Consider the following 22,456-nt stretch of genomic DNA (forward strand, 5'->3'; position numbering starts at 1 on the left):
ACGCCGACGTCGCCCTGCTGGTCGGTGCGATGCCGCGCGGCCCGGGCATGGAGCGCAAGGATCTGCTGCTGAAGAATGCCGAGATCTTTACCGTGCAGGGCAAAGCGATCAATGCCGTCGCCTCGCGTGACATCAAGGTGCTGGTGGTCGGCAACCCCGCCAACACCAATGCCTACATCGCGATGAAGTCGGCGCCGGATCTGAACCCGAACAACTTCACCGCGATGCTGCGTCTCGACCACAACCGCGCGCTGAGCCAGCTGGCGATCAAGGCCGGCGTTGCCGTGGCCGACATCGAGAAGCTGGTGGTGTGGGGCAACCACAGCCCGACCATGTACCCCGACTACCGCTTCGCCACCGCGAGCTCCGCATCGCTGAAGGACAAGATCGGCGACGAAGCCTGGAACCGCGAGACCTTCATTCCCAAGGTGGCCAAGCGCGGCGCCGCGATTATCGAGGCACGCGGTCTGTCCTCGGCGGCCTCGGCGGCCAATGCCGCCATCGACCACATCCGCGACTGGGTGCTGGGCAGCAATGGCAAGTGGGTCACGATGGGCATTCCGTCGGATGGCAGCTATGGCATTCCGAAGGACGTGATGTTCGGCTACCCGGTCACCTGCACGAATGGCAAGTACGAGATCGTGCAGGGCCTGGCGATTGACGAGTTCTCGCGGGAGCGCATCAATTTCACGCTGAACGAGCTGGAAGAAGAGCGCGCCGGCGTGGCGCATCTGCTGGGCTGATCGCCCAGCGGTGAGTCTCGATCTGACACCACGGGCGGCCTCGGGGCCGCCCGTGGTTTTTCGGGGCCAGAGCCTTCGAATGCCCCGGCTCAGTTGTTCAGGCGACGAACTGCAGCCGCGCCAGCTCCGAATACAGGCCGCCCTGTGCCATCAGCTGCTCATGCGTGCCCTGCGCGACGATGCGTCCGGCGTCCAGCACCACGATGCGGTCGGCGCGGCGTACGGTCGCCAGCCGGTGCGCGATCACCAGGGTGGTGCGACCGTGCATCAGCCGCTCCAGCGCCTGCTGGATCGCGCGTTCGCTGTGCGCATCCAGTGCGCTGGTGGCCTCATCGAGCAGCAGGATCGGCGCATTCTTGAGCAGCGCACGGGCGATGATCAGCCGCTGCTGCTGGCCGCCGGACAGGCGCACGCCACGCTCGCCGAGGAAGGTGCGATAGCCATCAGGCAGGGCGCTGATGAAGTCGTGCGCTTCGGCGCTTCGTGCGGCCTCGATCACTTCGGCTTCGCTCGCATCCAGCCGGCCGTAGCGGAGGTTGTCCCACGCATCGGCGCCGAACAGCAGGGGCGCCTGCGGCACCAGTGCGATGTGCTCGCGCAGGGCCTGCGGGTCGAGCTGGCGCAGCTCGACGCCATCGATCTCGATCCGCCCGGAGTCCGGGTCGTGGAAGCGCAGCAGCAGCTGCAGCACGGTACTTTTGCCGGCGCCCGACGGCCCCACCAGCGCGACCGTTTCGCCGGGCCGGATTTCCAGCTCGAAGTCGGTCAGCGCGGCGGTGTCCGGCCGGCTCGGGTAATGGAAGCCCACCGCGTGGAAGTGGATGTGACCGCTGACCGGTGCGGGCAGTGCCAGCGGCTCTGCGGGTGCGGTGATCTTGCGTTGTTCGCCCAACAGCTCATTGATCCGCGCCATGCCGCCGGCGGCGCGCTGCACCTCGGCCCAGACTTCGGTCAGCGCGCCGACCGAGCCGGCGCCGATCACCGCATACAGCACGAACTGACTGAGCAAGCCGGCGGTCATGGTGCCGGCGATCACGTCCTTGGCGCCGATCCACAGCACCGCCGTGATCGCGCCGAAGATCAGCACGATGACCGCGGCGGTCAGCCCGGCTTGGGTGCCGATGCGCCGCCGCGCTGCAGCGAGTGCGATGCCGACAGCACCGCTGAAACGCTCGGACTCATGCGCTTCGCGGGCGTGGCTCTGCACCGTGTGGATCGCATTGAGGGTTTCGCTGGCGCGGGCATTGGCATCGGCGACGCGATCCTGCGCTTCGCGCGACAGCTTCGACACCCGTCGGCCGAAGAACACGATCGGCAGAATGATCAGCGGGATACCGATCGCGGCAAAGCCGGCAAGGCGCGGGCTGGTCCAGGCCAGCGCAGCGCTGCTGCCGACGAACGTGAGAAAGCTGCGCAGCGCCACCGACGCGCTGGAACCCACCACCGTGCGCAGCAGCTCGGTGTCTGCCGACAGTCGTGACACCAGTTCGCCCGAGCGCGTGCGCTCGAAGAACTCGATGTCCAGCCGCAGCAGATGGCCGTACAGGCTGCGGCGCAGATCGGCGATCACCTTCTCGCCGAGCAGGCTGACGAAGAAAAAGCGCGCGGCGGTCGCCGCCGCCAGCAGCACGGCGACGCCGAGCAGGCCGAGGAACCAGCGGTCGACCGCGCCGGGGTCTTCCCCGGCGAAACCGCGGTCGATCATGAAGCGCACCGCCACCGGCAGACTGAGCGTGGCCACGCTCGACAGCGCCAGCGCGCCCAGCCACAGGGCGACCAGTCCGCGATACGGACGCACGAACGGCCAAAGTCGGCGCAGCGGCGTGACGGCTGAAAAACCGGTGGGTTTCGCGGGGGCCTCAGTGCTCATCCGTGATCAATCTCAGGCGGCGGAAAGACCGCGCAGTCTAGCCGCTTGGCCGCGACCACGACGCACGCGCCGGGCGGCAGTAGCGATCGATGTCTGCAACGGTGCGGTTCGCTGCGCTCAGGCGGGATCGGCGCCCGGCATCGGCCACAGCGCGGCGATGATCAGCAGCAGTGCCGCCAGGGCCATCAGGATGCTGCCGAGGAACAGCCCGACGAAGCACAGCAGCACGCTGGCGTCCAGGCTCATCCACAGCGCCAGCGCCACCCGCAGACCGCGTCCGAAGCGACTCGGCGAAACCGCGCAGGCGGCACTGAGCAGGGCGGCGATCAACAGGTGCACGGCGTACAGCACCCAGGCGCCGCGCAGCACGTTGAAATCGGGCAGGGCCAGCTGCATCGGCAGGCTGGCCAGTTCGACCAGGCCGGCGTCCAGCCGCGCGTAGGCCAACAGATGGAACACAGCCTGCGCCAGCAGCAGCACGGCGGCCGCGGCCAGCAGCCAGATCTCGGGGCGGGGACGGTAGCGTGCGGGGGTGCTCATGTCAGTTGGGCTCGAAGCCATCGCCGAAGATGCCGCCGAGGGTACACGCTGTGGCGTCCGCAACCACCTGCGGGAAGGGCGTGTTGCCGATGCCGCTCACCCGCACCTGATCGATTTCCCAGCCGACGGTGGCTACGGCGGCATCGGTGGCGACACCGAAACGGAGCTGCACGCTCAAGCCGGCCAGCGCGCGGCCGAAGTCGATCCGGTGGTCCACGAACGCCTGCGGCCAGCCGGGGCTGTTGCCGACAAAGGCGCGACGCGTGCTCAGCGGGTTGTCGCAGCAGTCCGACAGCGCACCGCCGTAGTCGGGGCTGAGCACCGCGACCTCGCTGACATCGCGCCAGCTCGCTCCGCCATCGGTACTGAGCTCGATCACGCCGCCGTCGTACCAGCTGCTGCTGCCAGCCTCGAAGCTGTAGCGGGCGTCGAACTCGACCACCAGGTCGGCATCCGTCGCCACCTGCAGCGGCGGTGAGATCAACCACGAGGTGCCTTCGCTGCCAAAGCCAGGCCCGACCACCACGGCCTGCAGCGCGCTGAGCGGCTGCCGCCGCCACTGCGCAAGCTCAGGCTCCAGGCCTTCATCCAGCGCGGTGGCCCAGGCCAGTTCGGCGGCGTCGAAGCGGTCGCTGCGGCTGACCTGGTAGCGGGTGTCGAAGTCGACCGCAAACGCATTGCTGCCTGCGATGCCGGTGTCGAAGTCGATCGCGAGGTCGTTCGGCGTTGCGATGAAGGTGATCGCTTCGCGGCCGATGCCCGGGCCGAGCACCACCGGCAGCTCGATCTCGAACTGCTGCAGCGGCAGGCTCGGAGGCAGCACGCGGCTGTCGCCTTGGGGGAAGCTCAATCGACGGGAGGGAGACTCGACCACCACCGAGCTGTTGCCCAACGGCGTACTGCCGGCATTGCGCAGGCGCAGCCGCAGCAGACCCTGTTCGCCTGCATCGAGCACACCATCGGCATCGCAGCTGTCGGTTTCGATCAGTTCCAGCGCATCGACGGCGAGGTCGCCGCCTTCGACGAAGCTCTCCTGCACGCCCTGCAGGCTCAAGCTCGCGCGGCTGGGCGACTTCGCGCGCAGTCCGGCGCCACGGCTGGCGAACGCGCTGCCACAAATTCTCAGGTCGTCGAGGTCGGACACCGCCATCGCCGCCAGCAGGGCGTCGCGGGCTTCGGTGTAGGTCGGTGCGTTCGGGGTCAGCTTGTAGCCCGCGACCAGATATTCGCTCATGCGCCGCTGTGCCTCGACGAAGGACAGCCGCGGCGCCGGCCCGAGCGTGTCGCGCAGCAGGCCGGCATAGCACTCCCACAGCAGGCTGCCCCAGACTTCGCCGGCGTTGTGCACCGAGGCGTTGTTGTTGGGCGGTGCGGCCGGCGAGCGCGGTGCGCTGTCGGGGATGCTGGCCGCGTTGGAGATCAGTCCGAAGCTCAGCGGGTTGATCTCTCGCCGGGTCGAGTAGGGAAAGCGGCGGATACCGAAGTAGCTGGCGTTGGGGCTGAATGAGGGGAACAGGCCGGCGCTGACGAAGTTCATCACGCCGTAGCTGCCGCTGAAGTTCGCGCCCTGCGGGCTGAGCGCGTCCTCGGGCCGGACCAGCATCAGCAGGGCGTGGAAATCGGCCCAGCCTTCGCCCATCGCGCGGGCCTGATGGTTGGACAATCCAGTCGCATCACCGACCAGACGATTGCTGATGAAGTGGCCCCATTCATGCACCACGATCGCGGCATCCATCGCGCTGTCGCGACGCGGCAGCCGGCGCGCGTGCATCTCGACTGAGATCGCCGCCGCGGCCAGTTGCTCGCGCAGCAGCAGGCCGTCGGCCTGGCTCACGCCCTGCGCCGGAATCAGCACGCCCTCCAGCGCGCCGTCCATGCCGGGGTAGCCCGTAGCCTGGTTGTTGGCGATCACCAGGCCCAATGCGCCGGCCGCCTGCGCGTTCAGCGCCTGCTGCACGAAAGTGCAGCTGCCGCGATCGAGCAGCACGATCTGCCCGGCGTGCGCGTCCAGCAGCGGCTGACATCCGTCCAGCGCGTCGCCGCTGGCATCCAGGCCGGCGGCCAGCGGCGCGCTCAACGCATAAGTGGTCGGACCGAAGGTGGCGATCTGCACGCGCATTTCGGGCGCCGGCGCGGGCGGGCGCAGACCGGCGGCCCACGGGCCGCGGAAGGGCAGCAGCTGCAGTCGGCTGGATTCGCCGTCGGCAAGCGTGACCATGCTGGCGTTGTCGACGCCTGCAAAGTCCAAGGTCTCGACCTTGAGCGGATCACCTTCCAGACCACCGCGACCGAAGTTGCTGTCCTGCGCATTGCCGGCGGCCTCATCGAAACCGGCCAGGTAGAACCAGTCGTGCAGGTAATTGCCCAGGTAGAACGCATTGACGATGCCGGCCTCGATCTGGGCGCTGTTCTTGTCGGGTTCGATGCTGAGGTCGTAGCCGGGCATGAACTCGCCCGCGGCGGTCAGGCGCGCGCGAAGGTCGCCGGGGCTGAAGCCATCGGGCTCAACCAGGTCGGCATAGACATCCACGTTGTTGCCCTTGGTCGATCCATCGCGCGGGCCGAGCCATCGGTCCGCATAGCTCGTACTGGGCCATACGTCGGACAGCGGCGCGAATGAGAGTTCGACGCTGCCGGGCAGATTCAGCGGCGGCACGTAGCCATCCGGCTGTGCCGTGGGATGTGGCATATCGAGTCGGCCCTGCGGCCCCGGCTGTGGCAGCAGGGCGCCGTGGGGCTCTGCATAGGCCTGGTAACGGAACGACTGGTGCGCCGACTGGTTCATGCGCAGCAGCAGCTCGCCGCTGGCGGCATCGATCACTTGCGCGTAATGCTCCGCGCGTACCGGGCCGTGCGAAGGCACCACAGCGGTCTCCACATACCAGGCCGGGCGCAGGGTGCCGGCGCGGCGGAACCATACCCGCTTCAGCCGCGGGCCGGCGTGCAGCTCGGCGCCCGTGGCCGAGCGCGTCAGCAAGGCCGGCAGCTGCAGACGAAGATAGGGCCCGCGCAGGCCGGTCGGGTCGGCTTCGATCTGCCAGGCACCTTTCAGGTTTCCCGCGACGAAGCCGTAGTCGGAGAGTGCGGCGCTGGCAGCGGAACCTGCATCCAGCGCCCAGCTGGATGCGGCGCGCAGATTGCTCGCAGCGTCACCGGAGCCGCCGCCGCTGACAGCGCGCGCGTGGCCGTCGGCGTCCAGCAGCAGGTTGATCCGTTCGCCGAAAATCTCCACTCCGGCGCGCTCGGGCACAAAGCGCAGCAGATGTGCTCCGCCCGGCAGACGCTGCAGGTCATGCAGGCGCAACTGTTGCGCGCCAACGGATCGGGCCGGTGCCGATGGCGACTGCAGCAGTTCGCGCGCCCGCTGCAGCGGGTTGATCGCAGCGGTTGCAGACGCGACCGGCGTCGATGCAGTCCAGGGCAACAAGCGCAGCCGAGGAGAGTGTTCTGATTGCGCGGCCGCAGTCGTGGCCAGTTTTGCCGGCACGCCGCTGGTGCGGGCATCGAACTCCGCCAGGCTGCCGGCCTGCGCCCGGGCGTACCCCGCGCAGACGAAGCTGAGCACGCAGATCGCCGATAGCGTGTGTCTGAGGAGGACGGGCATACGCATCAGGATGCAGCCTGCGTGGGGGTGCCGTCATCCTGAGGGCGCAGGCGTAGATTCCGTGTCGCCCCGCGGCAGGCCGCCGCCCCAGGCTTGTCGGTGCCCCTGAACCAACGGGACCCGATCAATCGCCTGTGCAGCAAGGCGCTAGCGCAGGTGCTGCGCAGCAACAGGCTGGGCTTCAACCGCACACGCCGCCAGCTCGGTCGCCAGTACCTGCGCCGAGATGCGCAGCTCGGGGACGGCGGTCATCTCCCAGTATTCGCCGCGCAGCAGCGGGCCGAGTGCGTACAAACCCTCCGAGCGACGCCCGAGCCGGTTCAGCAGGCCGAAGCCGCCGTCGGACTTCAGGCCCAGGCCCAACGGGTCCGCGCCGACCCAGCCGTCGTCGAGCAGCTGCTTGATCAGCGGCAGAGGCGTGCGCGCGGCGTCGGTGTCGAGGCCGGTGGCGCGCACCAGCGCGTCGGCCTGCCAGGTCTCGCTGAGTGCGGCGCCGCGCGGGCGCACTTCAAGCTGCAGGCGCTTGCCCTTCACGTGCGCGCCTTCGAGACGCGCGGCGCTGACGCTCAGCCAGCGGCTGCGCTGCCAGTCGATCAGTTGGCTGTGGCTTTGCAGCGGCAGGCGATGGCGATGCACTTCCCAGTAGCTGCGCAGATGGCGCATGAAGCGCGCGCGCTCGGTCTGGCCCAGGCCACGCCAGAGCCGGCTCAAATGTGGACGCAGGGCATCAATGATCCCGCGCCAGTCTTGCGCGGCCTCGCAGGCGCTGCGCAGGGCACGGGTCAGGCCGGCAAGGTCGGGCTGGTGCACTTGCGCCTGCAGGGCGGCACTGAGCACATGCGGCGCGCCGCGGCGCAGGGTCTGCGGCTGCGGCAGCAGACCATGCCGGCTGATCGCCCGCACGCGACCGCGGTGGCCGCGCGCGTGCAGGGTTTGCAGCAGGTCGAAGCAGGTCAGGCCGGTGCCGACGATGACCACATCGGCGTCGAGTGCGATCCCGTCCAGCGCGGTTGGCGCCCAGGGATCCTCCACATAGGCGGCACTGCGCCGCAGCGCCGGCGCGATTCCCGCCAGCGGCTGTGGCGGCAGACTGCCCAGCGCCAGAACGACCGCATCGGCATGCATCTGTCGAGCTTCGCCGATGCGCAGGCGGAAACCGGCGCCGGTCGGGGTGATCGAACTCACTTCGGTCGCGATGCGCTCCACCGCGAACGGGCTGCGCTCGATGCTGTTCTGCAGCGCGTGCTGCAAGTAGTCGCCGTACAGGCTGCGTGGCAGAAAGCTGTCGCGGTTGCTGCCGGCGAGTTCCAGCCAGTCGGCGAACTCGCCGGGGCAGTCCGGGCTCATACCCATGTCGGCCGCCCGCACGTTCAGCAGATGCAGGTCCCCCGGCGGGCTGTACGCCCTGCCGCGGCCGAAGTCGGGCGCGCTGCCGAACAGGCTGACGCGGGTGACCGGGGCGCGCAGGTCGATCAGCTGCCTGAGCAGAGCCGCGCCAGAGAAGCCGGCGCCGACGATGGCGATGTGCATGGTGCAGGTCCTCAATGAAAGTCCGTCTGCCACGCGCCATGGCCACCGGGCGAACGAACCGGTGGCGACACAGCATTGCGTACAGGCTGACAGCGATTGACTCGTGTTGTGTTTAGCGCACGTTAAATTTCTATCATTCAAGTAGGATATTTGACCAGTGCCAACCGCTTGCGTCAGATGGGGTGGTTTAAGTGAATTAAATCATTGGCTTAAGTAGATGTTGGAGGCTTTCGTGCCGGTCGCATCCGGCCCGCCTGACCGTCGTCAGGAGTCGATCCGGCCTATACCAGCAACGACTCGCGGCCGCTGCTGGCGCGCTCGGCAAGTTCGGCCAGCGAGCGCCGGTCCAGCACTTCGCACATCGCGACCCGCACATCGGCCATCAGGTCGCGGATCGAGCAGTTGTGCGGATCGACACAGTCCTCGCAAGGTGCGTAGGCGGTGACGCTGGCGCAGCGCAGCGGCGCGATCGGGCCGTCGATGCAGCGGATGATGTCGCCGACCCCGATTTCGCTGGCCGGCCGCGCCAGACTGTGGCCGCCGAGCAGGCCGCGCTTGCTTTGCACCAGGCCGGCGTTGCGCAGCTCGACCAGGATCGCTTCGAGAAACTTCTCGGGCACCAGGGCCTGGGTTGCCAGCACCCGGGCTGGCACCAGGCCGTGCTCGGGGTCGGCGAGGACACACAGCGCGCGCAGGGCGTATTTGGCTTTCATCGACAGCATGCAGACCGCGACCGGATGGACAGACTGCGAGAGTATGCCGCGCCAGCCACGCGCGCGGCCGGCTGTGGGTGGCGCTGGTGGCGCTGAGTGCAGTGCTGCTGCCCGCGTTGGGCCTGCTACAGCTGCCGCAGGCGGCCCCGCTGGCCGCGCTTATCGTGGTGCCGGGCGGCGTACGCCTCGGCCTGCCGCTGAAGCTGCTGGTGTGCGCGGTGTGCTGGCTGCTGATTCCGCAGCTGTGGAGCCTCGGCTAGCGCCGGCTCACAACTCTCGATTTCCGATTTCCGATTCCCGGCCTCAAAACACCTGCCACTGCGCGCAGCGCAGGTGCAGCCGTGCGCCGTTGGCGGCCCGCGAGCGCGTCGCATCCACCTCAACATCGAGCTGCTGTCCGCTCTGCGCCAGCCGCAGGCGCAGGCGGTGGCGGGCACCGGTGGATTGGCTCGCCAGCACATCCACCGGCACGGCGTCGTCGGCGGGCACATCGAGAAGGCTGACCGCATTCGGCCGCAGGTGCAGCTCGACCGTGCCGACCCGCGGGCTGGCGGCCGGGCCAAGGCGTACGCCATCGAGAACGATCTGGCCGTCGCGCGCTTCGGCACTCAGCTTCACCGCATCGCCCAGGAACTCGAATACGAACGGTGTGGCCGGCCGGCCATAGGCCTGTTCGGGCGTGTCGACCTGCTCGATGCGGCCGTCGCGCATCACCACCACACGGTCGGCCAGCTCCAGCGCTTCATCCTGGTCGTGGGTGACGAAAACCGTGGTCACGCCGGTCTGCTGGTGCAGTTCGCGCAGCCAGCGGCGCAGGTCCTTGCGCACGCGGGCATCAAGGGCACCGAAGGGTTCGTCGAGCAGCAGCACGCGCGGCTCGATCGCCAGCGCCCGCGCCAACGCCACGCGCTGACGCTGGCCGCCCGAGAGCTGGCTAGGGTAGCGATCACCCAGACCAGGCAACTGCACCAGATCAAGCAGGCGCTCGACCCGCGCGCGAATCGATGCGGTGTCCGGGCGCTCGCCACGCGGTCGCACCTTCAGGCCGAAGCCGATGTTGTCGGCGACCTTCATGTGCTTGAACAGCGCGTAGTGCTGGAACACGAAGCCCACCCGCCGCGCCTGCACGCTGAGATCTGCTGCGTCGCGCGGGCCGAACTTCAGCCGCCCGCGATCAGCCTGCTCCAGGCCGGCGATGATCCGCAGCAGGGTGGTTTTGCCGGAGCCGGACGGCCCCAGCAGGGCAACCAGCTCACCGGCCTCGATGTTCAGCTGGATATCGGACAGCGCCTGGAAAGCGCCGTAGCGTTTGTGGATGCCCTCAAGGCTGAGGGCGTCGCCGTGGAGATCGATGTCGGTCATGGCAGGGGCTCAGTGGCGGCGGTTGGCGGCGAGCTCGTCGCCGTGTCGCCATTCGAGGAAGCACTTCAGGGCCAGCGTCACCAGGGCCAGACCGGCCAATACCGCGGCCAGCGCAAAGGCGGAAGTGAAGGCATATTCGTTGTAGAGAATCTCGACCTGCAGGGGCAGGGTGTTGGTCTGGCCGCGGATGTGGCCGGACACCACGCTGACCGCGCCGAATTCGCCCATCGCCCGCGCATTGCACAGCAGCACGCCGTACATCAGTGCCCAGCGGATGTTCGGCAGGGTCACATACCAGAAGCTCTGCCAGCCGCTCGCACCGAGGCTGAGTGCGGCTTCCTCGGCATCCTTGCCTTGCTCTTCCATCAGCGGGATAAGCTCGCGGGCCACGAACGGGAAGGTGATGAATACGGTGGCCAGAACCAACCCGGGCAGCGAGAACAGCACCTTGATGCCGTACTCGGCCAGCCACGGCCCCAGCCCCCAGCCCTGGGCGCCAAAAATCAGCACGAACACCAGGCCCGCCACCACCGGCGAAACCGAGAACGGCAGGTCGATCAGGCTTTGCAGCAGGCTGCGCCCGCGAAAGCTGTGCTTGGCGATCAGCCAGGCGGCGGCCACGCCGAACACGGTGTTGAGCGGCACCGCGATCGCCGCGACGATCAATGTGAGCTTGATCGCATGCCAGGCGTCCGGGTCTTCAAAGGCTTTCAGGAATGCCGGCAGACCGTTGCGCAAGGCTTCGGCGAACACCGCGATCAGCGGCAGCAGGATCAGCCCGATCAGCAGCAGCAGCGCGGCGCCGATCAACAGTGCCCGGAGCAGGCGTGCGCCAATCTGCGCAGTGGTGATCGCAGGGGCCGACTGCGCCGATGGGCGCGATTGGGGTATGTGCATCAGCGCGGTCTCAGCGTCCACGGCGACTGATCCGAGCTTGCACCAGATTCACCGCCAGCAGAATCGCGAAGCTGAGCAACAGCATCGTGGTGGCGATGGCTGCCGCACCGGCGTAGTCGAATTCTTCCAGCCGGATCACGATCAGCAGCGGCGCGATCTCGCTGACCCGTGGCAGGTTGCCGGCGATAAAGATCACCGAGCCGTACTCGCCCACGCCGCGCGCGAACGCCAGCGCAAACCCGCCGATCGCGGCCGGCAGCACGCTCGGCAGAATCACCCGCACAGCGGTCTGGAAGCTGTTGGCGCCGAGGGTTGCTGCGGCTTCCTCCAGCTCGCGTTCGGCCTCGGCCAGCACCGGTTGCACCGTGCGCACCACAAAGGGCAGGCCGACGAATACAAGGGCCAGCCCGATCCCGAGCGGGGTGTAGGCGACCTGGATTCCGATGGCAGTCAGCCACTGGCCGATCCAGCCATTGGGGGCATACAGCGCCGTCAACGCGATGCCGGCCACGGCGGTCGGCAGGGCGAAGGGCAGGTCGACCAGGGCATCGAAGAAGCGCCGCCCCGGAAAGCGATAGCGTTCCAGCACCCAGGCGATCAGCAGACCCGCCACGGTACTGATGGCCGCGGCCAGCAGCGCGGTGCCGAAACTGAGCTTGAGCGCGGCCAGGGTGCGGGTGTCGCCGATCTTGGCGATGAAGCCCTCAAGGCCCAGCCCGGCCGTTTTCAGGAACACCGCGGACAACGGAATCAGCACGATCAGGCCAAGCCAGATCATGCTGTAGCCAAGGCTCAAGCCGAAGCCGGGCAGGGCCCGGCGCGGCTTGATGCGCGGCAGCGGCAGGGCGTCAGTCCGCATAGATCTGGTCGAACACGCCGCCGTCGCCGAAGTGGGCGCGCTGGGCATTGGCCCAGCTGCCGAACTCGGCATCGATGGTCACAAGCTCGGTCTGCGCGAAACGGGCGAGGTCTTCGGCGGCCGCGTGCTCGGGCAGCCTGGGGCGGTAGAAATGCTTGGCGGCCAGCGCCTGCGCGGCGGGCGAGTACAGATGCTGCAGAAAGGCCTCGGCCAGCGCGCGGGTGCCGTTCTTGTCGACGTTTTTGTCGACCACCGCGACCGGCGGCTCGGCCAGGATCGACAGCGAGGGCACCACGATCTCGAAGCCGGCGTCGGGGAATTCCTTCAGCGCCAGAAAGGCCTCGTTCTCCCAGGTCAACAGCACATCGCCGATGCCGCGCTGGGCGAAGGTGGTCACCGAGCCGCGGGCGCCGGTGTCGAGCACCGGCACGTTCTTGAACAGGCTCGCCAAGAATGTGCGGGTCTGGGCCTCGTCGCCGTTGTTCTGGCGCTGCGCGAACGCCCAGGCGGCCAGGTAGTTCCAGCGCGCGCCGCCCGAGGTCTTGGGGTTGGGGGTGATGACGCCGACGCCGTCATTGACCAGATCGCCCCAGTCGCTGATCTGCTTCGGGTTGTCCTTGCGGACCAGAAACACGATGGTCGAGGTGTAGGGCGCACTGTTGTGCGGCAGCCGCTGCTGCCAGCCCGGATCGAGCAGTCGGCCGTGCTCGGCCAGCGCATCGATGTCATAGGCCAGCGCCAGCGTGACCACGTCTGCCTCCAGCCCATCGATGACAGAGCGCGCCTGCTTGCCCGAGCCGCCGTGACTGGTCCGGATCTCGGGCTCCGGGTTGTGCAGCGATTGCCAATGACGGGCGAACTCGGCGTTGTATTCGCGGTAGAACTCTCGCGTCGGGTCGTAAGACACGTTCAGCAGGGTCTGCTGCTGGGACTGGGCGGTGCCGAGGCCGAACATCGCGAGTGCGGTGAAAAGGACTAAGCTGCGCATGGCGGACTCCTTGGAAATCAATCAGTAGCTGACTTGGATGCGAGAGAACAGTGCGCGCTTGGTCTCTCAGATTCGCACCGGCAGCGGCAGCTTCGAAGCGGGTCAGCGCGATATCGATGCTGGGTCCTCTAGGGAATCGCTCAAGCTGGAGGTGCCTGCGCCGCGCTCTTACGTGGCGCGAGCCGCGCGGCGCTTGCGTTCAGTTCGGCGCGGACAATGTCTGGCGTGCTGAACCCCAGCGGTCGCCGCGACGCTTCAGCTCCAACTGGCAGCTCGATCGGTTCGCACCGATTCGCGGGGGCAGGCGCTGCATCCAGCCACAGGCCAGAGCCCAGCGTTCCGCTCACCGCCAAGGGTGGCGACCCTTGTTGCTGTCGGTACGGGCTTTGCATCGACATCGCGAACACTCCGGCGGCTGATCCGAACGGCAGCGTTGTTCAAGAGGAGTGCTGGTGTGAAGCGATGCATTGGCGGCACTCATGCCTTTCGGGTCATAAGCCTACAGGTTCGGCGCGAATTATCGACAACCCGCCACGCAAGCGAGTCTTGTCCGCGTAGGCAATCCAGACTTTGCACGGCGGCGGTGGAGCCGACCTCGCATCGGCGGGCTTATCGCCGCCGCGGAGGTCGGCTAAGGTGTCGCGGCCGACGGGCCTCGGGTCTCGCCGCCGAAACGAATTCAGCTGTCCAAGTTGCAGGGGAAGGTATGTCCAGCGCTCCACGAAAAACGCCCGAGGGCGTCGCCGAACTTGAAGCACGCGCGCACGGCTTGAGCCCGCTTGCGCGGCGTCTGTTGATCTTCATCGATGGCCAGCGCACCGCTGCAGATCTGCAGCAACTGATGGGCAAGACCGAGGTCGGTCCGCTGTTGGAAGCCTTGATCGCCTGTGGCTGTGTGGTCTGGCCCGGGGGCGTGCCCGTGGCGACATCGGCTGTCGCACCCAGCGCGACCTCGGCCGAGCCGGGCTGGCCGGCCGAGCCACGCACGCCGAAGCAGATCGAGATGGCCAAAAACTTCATGATCAACACCCTGATCACCTTCGTCGGCCAGTACGCAAACCCCGATCTGATGAAGAAAGTCCAGGCGGCGACCGACAGCAGCGTGCTGCGCGACAGCCTGCAGGAGTGGAAACGCTGTATCGAAACCAGCACCGCCGGCGCGCGTCGACTGAAGGAACTGGAAGCCGAGCTGCGCAAGGTTCTGTGAGGCCTCAGCAGGCGCGAACCCGCTGCAGATAATCCTCAAGACGACGCCCGGCAGGCCAGTCCGGTTGGGGGTCTCCGCTGTCCAGGCGCTGGATGCGATCAACCCGGAAATGCCGGAAATCGGTGCGCAGATGGCACCAGCCAACCAGAGTCCAGCGGTCGCCCCAGAAGAACAGACCCAAGGGATCGACCTGGCGCGAGCTGGGTCGGCTTTCGACGTCGGCGTAGTCGAACTGCAGGCTGCGCCGTTCGCGCAAGGCCAAGCGCAGGGGGCCGAGCCAGCGCCGCGTGGCGGGGTCGATGTGGAAGTCGGGAACATGCAGGGCGAGTGCCTGCGCGCCTGCGGCCAGCGCGGCGGGCAGAGCATCGAGAATGCGGTCCCGGGCCGAGCGTGCCGCCCGCGCCAGCTCACTGTCGCCCCAGGCGGCCGAGATCGAAAGGCCGAGCATCAGGGCCTCGATTTCCTCAATGTCGAAGCGTAGTGCCGGCATCTTCCACCCGGGACTCAGCCGATAGCCCTCGCCGGGCGTGCCAACGATCGGCACGCCCGACGCGGACAGGTCATCGAGATCGCGATACACCGTGCGCACCGACACCTCTTCAACCGCAGCCAGCTCGGCCGCGGTGCGGCGACCGTGGATCTGCAGCTGGCGGACAAGGCGGAACAGGCGATCGGCGCGGCGGCTCATGCGTCAGGGCTCATGCGGAGACTGCGTCCTCGCGCTCGTGTGCGGCCGGCACTTCCAGCCGCCAGGGTTCACGCAGGCCGCCGGTGTACTCGGCGGCCATCGGGCGCGGACTGTAGCAGTACAGCTCCAGCCCCGCCGGGTCGACGCAGGAGAACGCGCGATCGCCCCAGGGGTGGTCTTCCAGCGGCATCCGCATCTCCACGCCCGCGGCGGCCATGCCTGCGTGCAGCGCATCGACCTCGTCGAATTCGATGTTCATCATCAGACCCTGGCCGTTGAACGGCGCCTGGGCTTCGCAGAGCTGCATCACGTGCAGCTCGGGGGCCAGCGGGCCGCCCAGCTGCAGGATCAGATAGACCTCGGCTTCGAACAGAGCGCGGGCGTTGAAGTGGCGCTCATAGAATCGCCGGAGCGGCGCGAAGTCGGCCAGACTCAGGCTGAGACAGGCGCGTCGCGCCGGCGGCTGCCGGCTCCACAGCGAGGCCGGCGCCGGTGCGGCGTAGTGCCGCATCTGTACCGACTGCATGTCGATCAGTCCGAACAACGCCGCGATGGCCGGCTCGCGGCCCGCATGCTCGGCGGCGTGCTTCGCGTCCTGCAGTGATTTCCAACGCACCACATCGACCCAGCCACCGTCCTCATTGCGGCCGAACTGGCGGCTGACGAAGCCGGGCAGTCGCTCGATCGCCGCCTGCGCCGCCCAGGCCACCTCGGCCATCTGTGCATCGGCCTCAGCATTGCGCGCATTGAAACTGACCTGCTCGATAACATCCTGCTGCATGGCGGCTCTCCTGCCGTGTTGGGGAGCCCAGCTTGGGTGTGCCCTACTGACAGCGGAATGTCAGCAGTGCTGCAGCCGCAGCGTTCGAGGCGCATCGCGCCCACGATCGGGCGCCAGTGCGAAAAGTCCGGGTTTGCTCTTGAACGCCGATTTCACAGCCTCATTAAGGGCAGATCGCCGGATCGCCGGCACTCCTCGCAAACGAAGGTGTTCCCATGCGCATGGACAAATTGACCTCGCGCTTTCAGCAGGCGCTTGCCGACGCCCAGTCGCTGGCCGTCGGCCGTGACCACAATATGCTCGAACCTGCGCATGTACTGAGCGCCCTGCTCGATCAGCAGGGCGGCAGCACGCGCCCCTTGCTGCAGCAGGCCGGGGTGAATGCGACCGCGCTGCGCACGCGCCTGGGCGAGGTGCTGGACCGTTTGCCCAAGGTCAAAGGGCAGGAAGGCAACCTCGCCATCGGCAATGATCTGACGCGGCTGTTGAACCTCACCGACAAACTGGCCCAGCAGCGCGGCGATGCCTTCATCGCCAGCGAGCTGTTCGTGCTGGCCTGTGTCGACGACAAGGGCGACATCGGCAGCCTGCTGAAAGCCGTGGGCGGCGAGCGTGCGCGTATCGAGGCTGGTATCGAAAAGCTGCGCGGCGGCGAGAAAGTTCAGTCGGAGAACGCCGAAGAGCAGCGCCAGGCGCTGGAGAAGTACTGCATCGACCTGACCGCGCGCGCCGAGAGCAACAAGCTCGATCCGGTGATCGGCCGCGATGAAGAAATCCGCCGCACCATCCAGGTACTGCAGCGTCGGACCAAGAACAACCCGGTGCTGATCGGCGAGCCCGGCGTCGGCAAGACCGCGATTGTCGAAGGTCTGGCCCAGCGCATCATCAACAACGAGGTGCCTGAAGGACTGCGCGGCCGCCGCGTGCTGAGCCTCGACATGGGCGCGCTGATCGCCGGCGCCAAGTTCCGCGGCGAGTTCGAGGAGCGGCTGAAGGCGGTGCTGAGCGACCTGTCCAAGCAGGAAGGCAATGTCATCCTGTTCATCGATGAGCTGCACACGATGGTCGGCGCCGGCAAGGCCGAAGGCTCGATGGATGCCGGCAACATGCTGAAACCCGCGCTGGCCCGCGGCGAGCTGCACTGCATCGGCGCGACCACGCTGGATGAGTACCGCAAGTACGTCGAGAAGGACGCCGCGCTCGAGCGTCGCTTCCAGAAAGTGCTGGTGGGTGAGCCCAGCGTCGAGGACACCATCGCCATCCTGCGTGGCCTCAAAGAACGCTACGCGGTGCATCACGGCGTCGAGATCACCGACCCGGCGATCGTCGCTGCGGCCACGCTTTCCCATCGCTACATCGCCGACCGTCAGCTGCCCGACAAGGCGATCGATCTGATGGACGAGGCGGCCTCGCGCATCCGCATGGAGATCGATTCCAAGCCGGAGGAAATGGACCGCAAGGAGCGCCGGCTGATCCAGCTGAAGATCCAGCGCGAGGCGCTGAAGAAGGAGAAGGACGACGAATCGAAGCAGCGCCTGGCGGACCTGCAGGCCGAGATCGAACGTCTTGAGCGCGAGTTCTCCGATCTCGAAGAAATCTGGAAGGCAGAGAAGGCGGCAGTCGCGGGCACCACCAAGATCAAGGAACAGATCGAGCAGGCCAAGAACGAACTGGAGGCCGCGCACCGGCATCAGGATCTGGCACGTGCGTCCGAGATCCAGTACGGCCGTATCCCCGAGCTGGAGCGCCAGCTGCAGGCGGCGGCGGATACCGAGCAGAAGGGCTTCAAGCTGCTGCAGCAGAAGGTGACGGCGGAGGAAATCGCCGAGGTCGTCAGCCGCTGGACCGGCATTCCGGTCAGCAAGATGCTGGAAGGCGAACGCGACAAGCTGCTGCGGATGGAAGACGTGTTGACCCACCGCGTGGTCGGCCAGGGCGAGGCGGTGAAGGCCGTCTCCGATGCGATCCGCCGTTCGCGCGCGGGCCTGTCCGATCCCAACCGTCCCAACGGCAGTTTCCTGTTCCTCGGCCCGACCGGCGTCGGCAAGACCGAGCTGTGCAAGGCCCTGGCGGAATTCCTGTTCGACTCCGCCGATGCGATGGTGCGCATCGACATGAGCGAGTTCATGGAAAAGCACTCTGTCGCCCGCCTGATCGGCGCGCCGCCCGGCTATGTCGGCTACGAAGAGGGCGGCTACCTGACCGAAGCCGTGCGTCGGCGGCCCTACAGCGTGATCCTGCTCGACGAGGTCGAGAAGGCGCACCCGGACGTGTTCAACGTGCTGCTGCAGGTGCTCGACGATGGTCGCTTGACCGATGGCCAAGGCCGCACGGTCGACTTCCGCAACACGGTCATCGTGATGACCTCGAACCTGGGCTCGCAGATGATCCAGGAGCTTGCCGGTGATGGCGTGCTGGACACCGATGACAGGCCCGCGGCGGCCGAGGCTTACACCAAGATGAAGGCGGCGGTGATGGGCGTGGTGCAGGCGCACTTCCGGCCCGAGTTCATCAACCGTCTCGACGAGCTGGTGGTGTTCCATCCGCTGGGCCGCAGCCAGATCCGCGAGATCGCGCGGATCCAGACGGCGTATCTGGCGAAACGATTGGGCGAGCGTCAGCTCAGGATCGAGCTCTCCGACAGCGCGCTGGACCTGCTCGGCAGCAGCGGCTTCGATCCGGTCTACGGCGCACGGCCGCTGAAGCGTGCGATTCAGCAGCAGCTGGAGAACCCGCTGGCCACGGCGATCCTGTCCGGGACCTATACCGCTGGCGATCTGATCCGGGTTGACGCTCAGGGCGGTGCGCTGGTGTTTCGACATGATTGAGTGCGTCGACGAGTTCGCCGCGCCGGGTCTGAGCCGGCGCGGTCTGCTCGCGGGCGCGGCATCGGCGGTGCTGCTCAGCGCCTGCGGCAAGGCGATCAAGCCGCCGCCGGAGCGGGTGCTGTTCGTCGGCAACAGCCTGATCTACTACAACGATATGCCGGGGCAGTTCGCCCAGCTGGCCTCGATGGCGCTCGGGCGCAGGGTCGAGGCCGAGATGTTGGCGCGCGGCGGTGCGCATATCAGTCACCACGCCAAGCTCGGTCTTGTCCAGCGCGAATTGTCCAGCGGCCGCTACAGCGCACTGGTGCTGCAGGAGTTTGGCGGCGGCCTGAGCTGTAGCCCCGGCATGCTCAAGTTCGGTTTCAGCTGCGAAACCTCCCACGCCGCCCACGCCGAATTGGCGGAAGCCGCACGTGCTGCCGGCGCGCGCGCGGTGCTGCTCGGCGTCTACCGTCAGCACACCGGTTCCGCCGCGGAGCTGGTGGCCAAAGAGGCCGAACTGGCCCGGCAGATCGGTGCACTGCATATTGGCCTGGGCGACTTCCCGCAGCTGCTGTCGATGCATTCCGACTGGGCGTGGCTGGACCCGGAGGACGGCCAGCATCCCGGCCCTGACCTGAGCCTGCTGATGGCCCTGCGTACGGTGAGGGCGCTCTACGCGCGCGCTCCGCGGGCAGGCGCAATTGCTCTCGCCCTGCACGACTATCGCGGGCGCGAATCGCCCAGTCTGGATCGGCTGGCCTCGATGCAGGAGGTCGGTGCAGCGATGATCGAGCGACGACTCGATGCCGAAGAATTCGCACAGCGGCTGCGCGCGGCCGGGCTTGAGCGGCCCGCCGTGGTGCGCTGAAGTCGACCACCCCGGCAGGGCGCGGCTATGAAGCTGCCGCCAGCTTCACGCGGCTGCGGGTTTCATGATCGTGAAAACCTGACTGGATGCCCGCCATGCCTTTCGCCGCCCCGCCGCCACGCTTGCATCTGCTTTGGCTGCTGCTGATCCCCGTATTGCTGACCGGTTGCTTCAATCTTGGAGATCGCAGCGCGCCGATTCCAAGCGTGCTGGTCCCCGGCAAGGGCACGGCCGACCGCAAAACCCTGGTGATCGTGCTGCCCGGCCGCGCCGACAATGTCGAGGTGATGCAGAGTTTCGCCGTCGCTGAGGCCATCCATGCCGGCTGGCCCGAGGTCGATGTGCAGCTGACCTCGGCCACGCTCGCCTACTACACCGATGGCGGCCTGCCGCAGCGGATCAGTCAGCAGTTCATCCAGCCGGCGCGGGCGCAGGGGTATGAACGTCTGATTCTGATGGGCGCGTCCATGGGCGGCATGGGCAGCCTGGTGGTGGATGAAGCGCACCCGGGGGTGTTCGAGCACGTGGTGCTGATGGCGCCCTACCTCGGCCGGAAGCGGGTGATGCGCGAGATCACGGAAGTCGGAGGCGTCGCGAGCTGGCAGCCGGGCGACAAGCCGGCCGTGGTCGATCGCAGCAACTTTGACCGCGAGCTGCTGTGGCGACAGATTCACAGCTTGACCCGCGATGCCGATTCGCAGGCGCGGGTCTGGCTGGCCTATGGCGAGGAGGATGGTCTGGCCAAGACGGTGCCGGTGATCGCGCCCGCGTTGCGTCCCGAGCAGATTCTGCCGCGTCCGGGCGGGCACAAATGGGTGGTGTGGAACGCGGCAGCGACCGAGATCTTCGCGCGGCTGCGGGCGCAGCACGCGGCCGCTGCGTCCTGACGCCAGACCGACTCTGCAGCGATCGTCGATACACCGTGTCTGGGCGGAGAGACACATTTCATAAATCTGAGCATTGTGTGAAAGTGGGTGTCCACCCGCTTTCCTCACCTGCGACTCAAGGGATCAGACACCGTGAAGAACACCCTCCTCGCTCTGGCGCTCGCCGGAGTGCTGACCGGCTTGGCCGCGCCGTCGGCCCATGCCAGCGTCATCCGCGACTGGAACGAGACCCTGCTGGAAGCCGTGCGCGGCAATGCGCCACGGCCGACCGTGGTGTCGCGAACACTGTTTCTGTCCTCGGCTGCGGCGTTCGATGCCTGGGCGGCGTTCGACGCCACCGCGCTGGCGGCGACGCCGGCCAATCGCGCACTCAAGCGGCCTCAATCCGAGCGGACCGAGGCCAATCGGCGGGTGGCGGTCAGCTATGCGATGTACCGGGTGCTGCTCGCCGCCTACCCGAACGAGAAGGCGCGGTTCGATGCGCGGATGCGTGAGTACGGTTTTGACCCGGCCCTGTCGGCCCAGGATCCCGCCACCCCGGCCGGCTTGGGCAACCTGATCGCGGCGCGGGTGCTGGCCGCGCGGGCCGATGACGGCAGCAATGCCGGCGCCAACTTCGCCGACACCGCGAACGCGCTGTTTCCGGTGCCTTACGCGGCGGTCAATGCGGCCGATCCGGCGGCAGCCAATGCGCCGGGCGGGGTCAGTTTCGATATCAATCACTGGCAGCCGCTGCGCGTGCCGACCGGCGCCCTGCGGGATGCCAACGGTCGCCCGTATGTCGACCCGGCGCGGCCGGACTCCTACACCGACCAGCGCTTCCTGACCCCGCACTGGGGTTCGGTGCGACCGTTCGCCATCGCCTCGGCGCAGGCGCTGCTGCCGCCCGCGCCACCGCGTCACGGTTCAACCCTGCCGTACGTGGACGGACTCGGCCACGCATCGACCTCGCACGAAGCCTGGGTTCGGCAGTTCACCGAAGTCGTCGAGATCAGCGCGGGCCTGAATGATCGGACCAAGGTCATCGCCGAGTTCTGGGCCGATGGCCCGCGTTCGGAAACGCCGCCCGGGCACTGGAACCAGCTCGCCCAGGGTGTGTCGCTGCGCGATGACCACGGTATCGCCGAGGATGCGCGCTTGTTCCTGGCCCTGAACGGTGCCCTGTTCGACGCCAGCATCGCGACCTGGAATGCCAAGCGCGTCTACGACACGGTGCGCCCGGTGTCGGCGATCCGCCACTACTTCAAGGGCCAGATGATCCAATCCTGGGCCGGGCCCAACCAGGGCAGCCGCAGCATTCGCGGCGAGGACTGGCAGCCTTACCAGGAGGCGACCTTCGTCACGCCGCCGTTCGGCGAATACACCTCCGGCCACAGCGGCTTCAGCGCCGCCGCGGCGACCGTGCTGGAGGCGATCACCGGCAGTGAGCGGTTCTTCGATGGCGTGACCCGGATTGACCGCGATCTGGACGGCGATGGCCAGAACGATCTGGCCGGGCAGTTCATCGCTCGCCCCGGCTATCTGCGCTTCGAGACCGGCCCCGCGCAGCCGGTCACCTTGAGCTGGCCGACTTTCCGCGATGCCGCCGACGAAGCGGGTTTCTCGCGTCTCTACGGCGGCATCCACATCCAGGACGGCGATCTGCGCGGGCGTGAGATTGGTGACCGCGTGGCCGAACAGGTGTTGTCGCGGGTGGCCGCACTCAGCCACGGTGCACTGCCGATCTCGGCCGAATTCACCGGCGTGTGGATGGACCCGCAGCGTGATGGCGAAGGCGTCTCGATCCAGGTTGATGCGGGCGGGCAGGTGGTGCTGCAGTGGAACACCTACGACATCGACCGCCGGCAGATGTGGCTGGTCGGTGTCGGCACCGCGGATGCCGACGGTCGGATCCTGATTCCGCTGCAGGTCACCGCGGGCGCGCAGTTCGGCACGCGCTTTGATCCGCGCGAGGTCGTGCGTCGCCCGTTCGGAACCGCTGAGCTGCGCGTGCTGGACTGCAACCTCGCCGTGGTCGACTACCAGCCGGGCTTGCCGGACTACGCCAGCGGCCGGCTGAGCCTGCAGCGGGTGTTCAATGCGAGCGGCACCCGCTGCGACGCGCTCTGA

The 22,456-nt window shown here is 67.6% G+C and carries 18 protein-coding genes; 7 read left to right on the top strand and 11 right to left on the bottom strand.

Features of this window, described 5'->3' with window-relative positions; translation table 11 throughout:
* On the top strand, window positions 1-743 hold a 743-nt coding region (locus ACIQ7H_RS10965; protein ID WP_395791333.1), incomplete at its 5' end, for a malate dehydrogenase.
* Window positions 744-840: 97 nt separating this feature from the next.
* On the opposite strand, the gene ACIQ7H_RS10970 is transcribed toward ACIQ7H_RS10965, so the two are convergent.
* The 5 genes from ACIQ7H_RS10970 to ACIQ7H_RS10990 form a co-directional block, all read right to left on the bottom strand.
* On the bottom strand, window positions 841-2,613 hold the full coding sequence (locus ACIQ7H_RS10970; RefSeq protein WP_395791335.1) for an ABC transporter transmembrane domain-containing protein: 1,773 nt from the start codon (window positions 2,611-2,613) through the stop codon (window positions 841-843).
* A 117-nt stretch (window positions 2,614-2,730) separates the two neighbouring features.
* Window positions 2,731-3,153, bottom strand: a complete 423-nt coding sequence (locus ACIQ7H_RS10975; protein ID WP_395791337.1) for a hypothetical protein — start codon at window positions 3,151-3,153, stop codon at window positions 2,731-2,733.
* A gap of 1 nt (window position 3,154) precedes the next feature.
* On the bottom strand, window positions 3,155-6,763 hold the full coding sequence (locus ACIQ7H_RS10980) for a M36 family metallopeptidase (protein WP_395791339.1): 3,609 nt from the start codon (window positions 6,761-6,763) through the stop codon (window positions 3,155-3,157).
* Between the two features lie 141 nt (window positions 6,764-6,904).
* Window positions 6,905-8,287 carry an FAD/NAD(P)-binding protein gene (locus tag ACIQ7H_RS10985; protein ID WP_395791341.1) on the bottom strand — a complete coding sequence of 461 codons (1,383 nt, stop codon included), beginning with the start codon at window positions 8,285-8,287 and terminating at the stop codon, window positions 6,905-6,907.
* Between the two features lie 281 nt (window positions 8,288-8,568).
* Window positions 8,569-9,000 (bottom strand): RrF2 family transcriptional regulator, encoded by a 432-nt coding sequence (locus tag ACIQ7H_RS10990; RefSeq protein ID WP_395791343.1) that lies wholly within the window; start codon window positions 8,998-9,000, stop codon window positions 8,569-8,571.
* 86 nt (window positions 9,001-9,086) lie between these two features.
* On the opposite strand from ACIQ7H_RS10990, the gene ACIQ7H_RS10995 reads away from it, so the two are divergent.
* Window positions 9,087-9,260 (top strand): hypothetical protein, encoded by a 174-nt coding sequence (locus ACIQ7H_RS10995; RefSeq protein ID WP_395791345.1) that lies wholly within the window; start codon window positions 9,087-9,089, stop codon window positions 9,258-9,260.
* Between the two features lie 43 nt (window positions 9,261-9,303).
* On the opposite strand, the gene ACIQ7H_RS11000 is transcribed toward ACIQ7H_RS10995, so the two are convergent.
* Genes ACIQ7H_RS11000 through ACIQ7H_RS11015 form a run of 4 tightly spaced genes read right to left on the bottom strand, consistent with a single transcriptional unit; the run spans window position 9,304 to window position 13,106 of the window.
* Window positions 9,304-10,362 (bottom strand): sulfate/molybdate ABC transporter ATP-binding protein, encoded by a 1,059-nt coding sequence (locus ACIQ7H_RS11000; RefSeq protein WP_395791347.1) that lies wholly within the window; start codon window positions 10,360-10,362, stop codon window positions 9,304-9,306.
* Between the two features lie 9 nt (window positions 10,363-10,371).
* On the bottom strand, window positions 10,372-11,259 hold the full coding sequence (cysW, locus tag ACIQ7H_RS11005; RefSeq protein WP_395791423.1) for a sulfate ABC transporter permease subunit CysW: 888 nt from the start codon (window positions 11,257-11,259) through the stop codon (window positions 10,372-10,374).
* Between the two features lie 10 nt (window positions 11,260-11,269).
* Window positions 11,270-12,118: a sulfate ABC transporter permease subunit CysT gene (cysT, locus tag ACIQ7H_RS11010; protein WP_395791349.1), complete on the bottom strand. Its 849-nt coding sequence runs from the start codon at window positions 12,116-12,118 to the stop codon at window positions 11,270-11,272.
* On the bottom strand, window positions 12,108-13,106 hold the full coding sequence (locus ACIQ7H_RS11015) for a sulfate ABC transporter substrate-binding protein (RefSeq protein ID WP_395791351.1): 999 nt from the start codon (window positions 13,104-13,106) through the stop codon (window positions 12,108-12,110). The genes cysT and ACIQ7H_RS11015 overlap by 11 nt, the downstream gene beginning before the upstream one ends.
* Window positions 13,107-13,812: 706 nt before the next feature.
* Between ACIQ7H_RS11015 and ACIQ7H_RS11020 the strand changes: the two genes are divergently transcribed.
* On the top strand, window positions 13,813-14,313 hold the full coding sequence (locus ACIQ7H_RS11020) for a hypothetical protein (protein ID WP_395791353.1): 501 nt from the start codon (window positions 13,813-13,815) through the stop codon (window positions 14,311-14,313).
* Between the two features lie 4 nt (window positions 14,314-14,317).
* Here ACIQ7H_RS11020 and ACIQ7H_RS11025 read toward each other — a convergent pair whose 3' ends face one another.
* Together ACIQ7H_RS11025 and ACIQ7H_RS11030 are read right to left on the bottom strand one after the other, a co-directional pair.
* Entirely contained in the window at window positions 14,318-15,001 is a 684-nt protein-coding gene (locus tag ACIQ7H_RS11025) for a helix-turn-helix transcriptional regulator (protein ID WP_395791355.1), read from the bottom strand.
* A 10-nt stretch (window positions 15,002-15,011) separates the two neighbouring features.
* Window positions 15,012-15,782, bottom strand: coding sequence for a VOC family protein (locus ACIQ7H_RS11030; RefSeq protein WP_395791357.1), 771 nt, complete (start codon window positions 15,780-15,782; stop codon window positions 15,012-15,014).
* Between the two features lie 215 nt (window positions 15,783-15,997).
* Here ACIQ7H_RS11030 and clpB point away from each other — a divergent pair, with 215 nt between their 5' ends.
* The 4 genes from clpB to ACIQ7H_RS11050 all read left to right on the top strand — a co-directional run bounded on the left by clpB (window position 15,998) and on the right by ACIQ7H_RS11050 (window position 22,456).
* Window positions 15,998-18,610: an ATP-dependent chaperone ClpB gene (clpB, locus tag ACIQ7H_RS11035; RefSeq protein ID WP_395791359.1), complete on the top strand. Its 2,613-nt coding sequence runs from the start codon at window positions 15,998-16,000 to the stop codon at window positions 18,608-18,610.
* Window positions 18,603-19,460, top strand: a complete 858-nt coding sequence (locus ACIQ7H_RS11040; protein WP_395791361.1) for a hypothetical protein — start codon at window positions 18,603-18,605, stop codon at window positions 19,458-19,460. Before clpB ends, ACIQ7H_RS11040 begins: the two co-directional genes overlap by 8 nt.
* Before the next feature lie 95 nt (window positions 19,461-19,555).
* Entirely contained in the window at window positions 19,556-20,347 is a 792-nt protein-coding gene (locus ACIQ7H_RS11045; protein WP_395791363.1) for an alpha/beta hydrolase-fold protein, read from the top strand.
* Window positions 20,348-20,479: 132 nt separating this feature from the next.
* Window positions 20,480-22,456, top strand: coding sequence for a vanadium-dependent haloperoxidase (locus tag ACIQ7H_RS11050; RefSeq protein ID WP_395791365.1), 1,977 nt, complete (start codon window positions 20,480-20,482; stop codon window positions 22,454-22,456).

It is taken from the genome of Aquimonas sp. (assembly GCF_044377145.1).
Classification (GTDB): Bacteria; Pseudomonadota; Gammaproteobacteria; order Xanthomonadales; family Xanthomonadaceae; genus Aquimonas.

What these genes read in the sequence shown, in the direction of transcription:
- ACIQ7H_RS10970 (WP_395791335.1), bottom strand. Translation starts at nt 2,613, where the DNA reads ATGAGCACTGAGGCCCCCGCGAAACCCACCGGTTTTTCAGCCGTCACG.
- ACIQ7H_RS10975 (WP_395791337.1), bottom strand. Translation starts at nt 3,153, where the DNA reads ATGAGCACCCCCGCACGCTACCGTCCCCGCCCCGAGATCTGGCTGCTG.
- ACIQ7H_RS10980 (WP_395791339.1), bottom strand. Translation starts at nt 6,763, where the DNA reads ATGCGTATGCCCGTCCTCCTCAGACACACGCTATCGGCGATCTGCGTG.
- ACIQ7H_RS10985 (WP_395791341.1), bottom strand. Translation starts at nt 8,287, where the DNA reads ATGCACATCGCCATCGTCGGCGCCGGCTTCTCTGGCGCGGCTCTGCTC.
- ACIQ7H_RS10990 (WP_395791343.1), bottom strand. Translation starts at nt 9,000, where the DNA reads ATGAAAGCCAAATACGCCCTGCGCGCGCTGTGTGTCCTCGCCGACCCC.
- ACIQ7H_RS11000 (WP_395791347.1), bottom strand. Translation starts at nt 10,362, where the DNA reads ATGACCGACATCGATCTCCACGGCGACGCCCTCAGCCTTGAGGGCATC.
- cysW (WP_395791423.1), bottom strand. Translation starts at nt 11,259, where the DNA reads ATGCACATACCCCAATCGCGCCCATCGGCGCAGTCGGCCCCTGCGATC.
- cysT (WP_395791349.1), bottom strand. Translation starts at nt 12,118, where the DNA reads ATGCGGACTGACGCCCTGCCGCTGCCGCGCATCAAGCCGCGCCGGGCC.
- ACIQ7H_RS11015 (WP_395791351.1), bottom strand. Translation starts at nt 13,106, where the DNA reads ATGCGCAGCTTAGTCCTTTTCACCGCACTCGCGATGTTCGGCCTCGGC.
- ACIQ7H_RS11020 (WP_395791353.1), top strand. Translation starts at nt 13,813, where the DNA reads ATGTCCAGCGCTCCACGAAAAACGCCCGAGGGCGTCGCCGAACTTGAA.
- ACIQ7H_RS11025 (WP_395791355.1), bottom strand. Translation starts at nt 15,001, where the DNA reads ATGAGCCGCCGCGCCGATCGCCTGTTCCGCCTTGTCCGCCAGCTGCAG.
- ACIQ7H_RS11030 (WP_395791357.1), bottom strand. Translation starts at nt 15,782, where the DNA reads ATGCAGCAGGATGTTATCGAGCAGGTCAGTTTCAATGCGCGCAATGCT.
- clpB (WP_395791359.1), top strand. Translation starts at nt 15,998, where the DNA reads ATGCGCATGGACAAATTGACCTCGCGCTTTCAGCAGGCGCTTGCCGAC.
- ACIQ7H_RS11040 (WP_395791361.1), top strand. Translation starts at nt 18,603, where the DNA reads ATGATTGAGTGCGTCGACGAGTTCGCCGCGCCGGGTCTGAGCCGGCGC.
- ACIQ7H_RS11045 (WP_395791363.1), top strand. Translation starts at nt 19,556, where the DNA reads ATGCCTTTCGCCGCCCCGCCGCCACGCTTGCATCTGCTTTGGCTGCTG.